The 6185-nt window shown below is 74.0% G+C and carries 7 protein-coding genes; all 7 read right to left on the reverse strand.

Annotated features, from left to right (window positions below):
• Positions 1-22: 22 nt before the first annotated feature.
• Positions 23-436, reverse strand: a complete 414-nt coding sequence (locus ABZW18_RS26205) for a hypothetical protein (RefSeq protein ID WP_356191729.1) — start codon at positions 434-436, stop codon at positions 23-25.
• Positions 437-764: 328 nt separating this feature from the next.
• Positions 765-1103 carry a hypothetical protein gene (locus ABZW18_RS26210; RefSeq protein ID WP_356191731.1) on the reverse strand — a complete coding sequence of 113 codons (339 nt, stop codon included), beginning with the start codon at positions 1101-1103 and terminating at the stop codon, positions 765-767.
• Positions 1104-1452: 349 nt separating this feature from the next.
• The gene (locus ABZW18_RS26215) at positions 1453-1983 is read right to left on the reverse strand and encodes a hypothetical protein (RefSeq protein ID WP_356191734.1); all 531 of its coding nucleotides are present in this window, start codon (positions 1981-1983) and stop codon (positions 1453-1455) included.
• 140 nt (positions 1984-2123) lie between these two features.
• The gene (locus tag ABZW18_RS26220; RefSeq protein WP_356191736.1) at positions 2124-2564 is read right to left on the reverse strand and encodes a hypothetical protein; all 441 of its coding nucleotides are present in this window, start codon (positions 2562-2564) and stop codon (positions 2124-2126) included.
• A 457-nt stretch (positions 2565-3021) separates the two neighbouring features.
• A complete protein-coding gene (locus tag ABZW18_RS26225; protein WP_356191739.1) occupies positions 3022-3666 on the reverse strand; it encodes a hypothetical protein in 645 nt (214 codons plus the stop codon).
• Positions 3667-4376: 710 nt separating this feature from the next.
• The gene (locus ABZW18_RS26230) at positions 4377-4682 is read right to left on the reverse strand and encodes a hypothetical protein (RefSeq protein WP_356191741.1); all 306 of its coding nucleotides are present in this window, start codon (positions 4680-4682) and stop codon (positions 4377-4379) included.
• A 636-nt stretch (positions 4683-5318) separates the two neighbouring features.
• Positions 5319-5780 (reverse strand): hypothetical protein, encoded by a 462-nt coding sequence (locus tag ABZW18_RS26235; protein WP_356191743.1) that lies wholly within the window; start codon positions 5778-5780, stop codon positions 5319-5321.
• Between the last annotated feature and the right edge of the window lie 405 nt (positions 5781-6185).

The following is a 6185-nucleotide window of genomic DNA, read 5'->3' on the forward strand; positions in this document are numbered from 1 at the left end:
CAAGGGGCGTGGGTGCGGCGGGTCAGAGGGCGTGAGCGGCGTCGGGGTGGCGGGTGCATGAGGGGCAGACGGACTGCCCTGACTCCGGGAGATGGCCGGCGTCGCATGCCTCGCAGACGAACCAGCCACAGGCCACGCAGTCGCCGTATGCGCTCTCGCCCTGGCTCAGGTCGGCGTCGCAGTGCACGCAGGTGTGCGGCGGTATGGCGGGGAGCTGCACCCCGCGGGCGAGCTGGCGGGCCTGGTCGAAGGTGAGCGGCGGCGTGTGCGCCATGGTGCGGATGGCCGTCATCTGCGGCCAGGTGAGCAGGTGCACAGTGCGGCCGCGGGATTCGAGGAGCCAGGCGCGGTCACGGTCGTAGCCTTCGATGCTGCGGGCGATGGGCGTCGGGCCGGTCTCGTTGGTGATCACGAGGAAGCGGGGCGGGGTCGGCAAGGGGATTCTCCGATCAGCAGGGCTGGCTGGGGGGCGGGTGTCTACCGGCCGGGAAGCAGCGGGCCGGAAAGAAAGGGGCGGGAGGGGCGGCGCGCGCGGCCTCCGGCCCGGCGACAAGAAACGTGAGGAGCGGTGGTTAGCGCGGCGGCCCCCGTTGCGGCGGCGGGCGGGCCGGTGCCGGGGGTGGTCAGCCGGGGCAGGCGTACGTCCCGGGACGGTGACGGCGCGGGACGGGACGGTGACGGCTGGGCGGCGGCGGGAGGGGGCGGCGCGGGGCCGGGCCGGGGCCCGCTCCCCGCCCGCTGGCGGGCGGGGAGCGGGGTCATGCTCAGTCCTGTGCCGGTGCGGGGTCTCCGCCGGGGTTGTAGAGGACACAGGCGGGGAACTGGCGACGCAGGTCGATGCCTCGGCGCTTATTGCGGCTGGTGGCCGCGCGGGAGCACTTGAGGTATTCGGTGACGGTGGTGGTGCCATCGTCACCGGTGCGGGTGAGGGACTTGGTCCGGGTGAGGAGGCAACTGCCGCACGTCGGCGGGTTGTCGCCTTCGGCGGGCAGCAGGTCCAGCCCGGTGGCGGGGTGTACGCCCCGGTCGAATGCGGCGCGGGCGTGGGCGCTGCCGGTGGTGGCCGGAGTCCGGCCGCTGGGGTTGGGGTTGGTTATGGACATGGTGGTGCCCCTTTCTGGGGTGGGTGTGGGCTGCGCCGGTCAGCGCCCGGCCGTGCGGGCAGGGCGGTAGGGGCGGCAGCCGGGGAGAGCCGCAGGTGAGAGCGGCGGAGATACCGGAACTGTTCGGTCCCGGCGGGAAAGAACGTAGGGAGCGCGGTGGTTAGCGCCGCAACCCCCGGGATACCGAAAGTGTGGGCGGGGCAGTGCTGTTGGCTGCGGTCAGCCGGGGACGCGTACGGCCCGCGCCGAGAGGCGCGGGCCGTTGCGATGGGGGCGCGCCGCAGGGGCAGGCAGGCAGGTCGGTCATGGAGCAGGGCCGGGCCAGGGCTTCGACCGGCTTCTTTTCCGCTCAGGCCACAGCCCGGCCGTCGGCGGCAGGGGTCACCGGAGCAGGAGCGCGGGGCGGGGCGGGCGTGGCCGTCACCGGCGGGGCCGCCAGGGGTTCGGCCGGGGGTGCCGGGCGGAGCAGCAGCGAGAGGTCCAGGGCGAGCGGGACCCGTAGCGGCAGGCCCCGGCGACGGTGGGACTTCATGAGTGCCTCGTTGACCCCGGGCATGCGGTGGCCGGACACCCACCGGTGGTCAGCCCGCTGGGTGAGGAGTGCGGTGCGGGTGTCACCGGTGTCGAACAGCTGCGCTACGCGGGCGACCCGGACGGCGGGGAAGTGGACCATGCGCCACAGGTCGCTGGATTCCCAGTCCTGGTGAAGGCAGTTCGCCAGGATCAGCATGTCGCCGCCTTGGAGCTGCTCGAGCTGGGAGCGTCGGTATTCGTCGTGCCGGGGCACGCTCCACGACCAGGACGTCAGGGGTGCCGGGTCGAGGAGAGTGGTGAGGTGCTCGGTGGCGGTGAGTGCGACGTGGACGGCGAACATCTGCACAGGGTTCTCCTGAAAAAAGGGGGGGTGCGCGTGCGGGCGCGTGGGGTGGGCGGTCCCGCCGGGTGCAGCTCGGGCCGGGGCGGGTGCCCCGGCCGCCGGCGGGTGGCCGGGGGCCGGGGCTGAGGCCCGGGGGTGTTGGGTCAGCTGCGTGGTGCTGCTCCCCGGGAGGTGGCCGGGGAGCCCTGCAGAGGGACGGTGTTGCGGGGCGGGTCGACCTTGTCGAAGCCGACGCCCAGCACGGCCAGGTGGATCGCCCTTCCGTGGTCGTCCTCGACGCGCAGGACGTCGCCGACCGAGACCGAGCGCACATCGTGCGGCCAGGTCTGACCGAGGTCATCCCTGCTCTGCCGGTTGCCGACACTGAAGGCGGCTTCAGCGGCGGCCTGCTCGTCCACGGCCGTGAACCTCATGCGCAGGACCTGACCGGCTGTGGTGGAGACCTCCGCGACCGGTCGGCCCTCCTGGTAGCCGTCGAAGTTCGCGAAGCGGCCGTTGTCCATGGCGACGTTGACCAGCACCGTGACGGTGAAGGGCTGAATCGGCGCGGCGGCAGCGGGTGCAGGGGCAAGGGTGACAGGCATGGCGCAGCCCTCTCGGGGAGTAGGAGAACAAAAAAGGGAGGAGGGGCCCGTGGTCGACGGCCAGGGGCCCCGGTCACCGAGGCCGGTGAAGGCGGGGCCTCCCGGCAGCTCGGGCAAGAAAGACCGTAGGGAGAGGCGCGCAAACCTCCGCAACCCCCAATACAGCTGCGCGGGAGGCGAGTTGGGCACCAGGGCGAGAGCGGCGCGAGCCCCGTACGGGGTACGCCGACGCTCCCGCCGGGCCGCCGGGCCGGGTTGGGCGCAGGGCCGGGGCCGGCCGGGCGCTGCGCCGGGACGGGCCGGGTTGGGCGCGGCGGGCGGCAGGGGCAGGCATGCCCGGGGCGGGCGCGCTGTAGGGGGCGCGGCCGGGCGCCGGGGCGGTGGGGGGGACGCACAGCGGCCCGCGCCGAGAAGGGCGCGGGCCGGTGGAGAGCGGGTGTCCGGTCAGTGGCCGGGGTCAGGCCAGGGAGGTGATGAAGGCGCTGGCGATGTCCTCGGGGCTGGCGGTAGCGGGGGCGATGAGCCCGTAGTCGACAAACTGGCCGGGCTCGATGTCATCGCGGGCCATGTGGACGTAGTGGTCGCGGAAGAGGGTGATGAAGTGCTCGGTGGTGTCGTGGTCGAGGACCACGCCCAGCGCGCAGGCCATGACGGGCTGGGTCCGGGCGTCTTCACGGCTGTGGTGGAGGATCAGGGCAGCCTCGATCTGGCGCAGCGCGGTGAACTCGGCGTTGGTGCTGGCGAACAGGTGGCGGGCGGTGGCCTGCCCGCTGGCCCAGCTCTCCGGGTTGTCATCGGCGTACTCGCCGCTGTGTGTCAGGTCCCAGACGCGGGTGGCGTCGACGGGTTTGATGTCTTCGTCGGGCAGCTGGGCGCAGGGGAGGGCCCACACGCTGCTACGTGTGTTCAGGTGGTCAGGGGCGGGCGCGGTGGCGGACAGTTCCACGCTGCGGGTCCGGCCGGTGGGGGTGGTGTCGATACGCAGGAAAACCAGCGGTTCCCCGGCGGCCTGGGCGGCGTGCAGGAGTTCAGCCGGGGTCACGGCGGCCGGAGAGTTGGTGATCGGGGCCGGGGGGTTGGTCGGGGCCGGGGGGTTGGTCATAAGGATCGGGCTCCTTCACAGGGGCGCGGCTGCAACGCCGCACCAACAGGCAGGCGGCAGACGCGAGCGGGGAAAGCGGGAGAGCCGGAGAGCGGGAGAGCGGAAGCGACCGGGGCGGTGCACCAGCTGGCCGTCCGGCTCCCTTGGGATCCGGCACACAGACCGTAGGAAGCGCACCGGTTAGCGGCGCAACCCCCGAACCTCCCGGGCAGCTGAACCCGCAGAACAGCAGGAGGCCGTGGCCGGGCAGGCTGTGGCAGGCGGGGTCGCGGGCCAGACTGCCGGACAACGTCCGTACGACGGACGGCGGACGGCGGACGGCGGACGGCGGACGGCGGGCGACGGGCGACGGGCGACGGGCGACGGGCGACGGGCGACGGCGCCGGTTGTGGGCCCGGGGGCCGGGCCGGGGCGGCGGGGCGACGGGTGGCCAGCGGCCAGGGGCCGGGGGCCAGGGGCCGGGGGCCAGGGGCCGGGGGCCGGGGGCCGGGGGCCGGACGGCGGCAGCCGGCCGAGATGCGGGGAAGGCGGGCCAGGCGGCGGGGCGGCGGGCGGGGCGGTGTTCACGCTTGGGGATACGCGTACGGCCCGCGCCGTTGGCAGGCGCGGGCCGGGGGGTCAGCGTGAGGGGCAGCGGCCGGTGCTGGGGCGGGTCCTCCTCGAGCGTCGAGTGCGGCGCTCCCCCGACGCGACCGCAGGCCGGATGGAGGTCAAGCGGTGTGAACGGGGTTGTTCTGGTCCAGCCCGCAGAACAGACACCCCGTATTCATCGCATGCGTCAGCCACATGTCGAAGCGGTGCGGGATCTGCTGCCAGAGCTCCAGCGGTTGCGAGGGGCGCCTCATTTCGGGCATGCCGAGGAACTCGGCCGGGCACCTGGACAGTTCGGACAGCGGGACCTCGGCCTGGCCGATGTCCTCGAACCAGCCCAGGACACCTCTCAGGTCGCAGTGCCACACCAGCCCGCGGCGGCCATCATCCCGCACCACGAGATCGAGGTACGCGTACTCGAACAAGCTGTGATCGGGCTTGTGCTGGCACCTTTGCTGAGGATTTTGCTGGGGCGCGGTCGTCATGGGTAACGGTCTCCCTTGATGAACATCCAGAGTGGATCGGACGGCGGGGCCGGGCGGCCGGGCCAGGCCGGTGAACGGGTGGAGCACGGCGAACGGACTGAACCGACAAGCGACGCCCCGCCGCCGGGGCACCGGCGCGCTGCCCGGGTGGTGACACCGGTGGTGACACACGTGGTGACACCGGTGGTGACAAGCGGTTCCGGGCCCGCCACCGGCAGGGGGCTCCCGTGGCGAGCCCGGCAGGAACAACCGTAGGAAGCACGACTGCAAGCACCGCAACCCCGGATATCGGCCCCAGGTCGGACGACAGGGGCCAGGACGACGGAGCGAGCGCCGGGCGCAGCGGGCGCCCGCGGGGACCGGGGACGGCCGCTACGCGCTACGGCGGCCCGCCCCTGTGGTGCGGGGCGCCGCGCACAGGCCGGGCCCGCGCAGCCCCGTCGGGCGCGGGGCTGCGCCGGGGCCGGGCCCGGCGGGCTGGGCGTACGGGCGGAGCCACCGGCTCGAGGGGGGACGGGTCGGCGGCCCGCACCGGGTCTACCGGTGCGGGCCGCGCAGGCGAGCGGTGAGGGCCGGTCACCGGTCCAGGGGCAGGAATCGGTCCTCGTGCATCACCGGCCCGCCCGCCCCGGCCGGGAGGGCATCGGTCCCGGCCGGGGGGCCGGCGGGGGACGGCCCCGGCTCGCCGCCGTCCCCCTCCCCCTCCTCGTCCTCTTCGTCGTCGTCCGGGCCGTACTGGGATTGCAACTCCCCGGTCGCCTCCACATCGATCTCGCCGTTGCCGTGGTAACAGATGCCGTCCTCCTCATAAGGATCGAGGTTGTGGTCGTCTTCCTCATCCCCGGTGCCCAGCGTCCTGCGGCCGCACACGAGGCAGCGGAAAACCTCCCCGTTCCCGGTCCCCAACGGCTCCGTTCCGGCCCCGCATTCGGGGCACGACGGCAGGGACCGGGACGTGGGGAGCAGCGCCGGTACAGCGTCTGGCTGCCCGGGCCCCGGCGCGGTCTTGCGCGGGGTGTTCTCGGGGAGGGTGGGCATGTCGTGTCTCTTCCTTTGGTGGTGTGGCCGGTTGAGGGCGCCGCTCACTGCGGGGAGCGCAGCGAGCGGCACGCCAGCGACCAGGCGGGGCGGGCCCGGGGCGAACCCCCGGGGCCCGCTGAGGGGCTCGGACCGGAACAGGCGGGAAGACCGGTCAGGCCCCCCGGCGCACGAGACCGGCAGGAACAACCGTAGGAAACACGCCGGTTAGCCCCACAACCCCCAACTAGAGCCAGACACGCCGGGGAAGCTCGGCGGCGGTGCCGGGTCGTGAGCCGCGCGGCAGATCCCCTCCAGCACCGCGAGGCGAGGAGCGCGGCGGGCCCGGCCTGGTCACTGGACCAAGCCGACGGTCTGGCGGAAGCCGGGGTCAGGCTCAGAGCCGCCTACCGGACGGCGGAGAAC

The organism is Streptomyces sp. NPDC004647 (assembly GCF_040609575.1).
Taxonomy (GTDB): Bacteria; Actinomycetota; Actinomycetes; order Streptomycetales; family Streptomycetaceae; genus Streptomyces.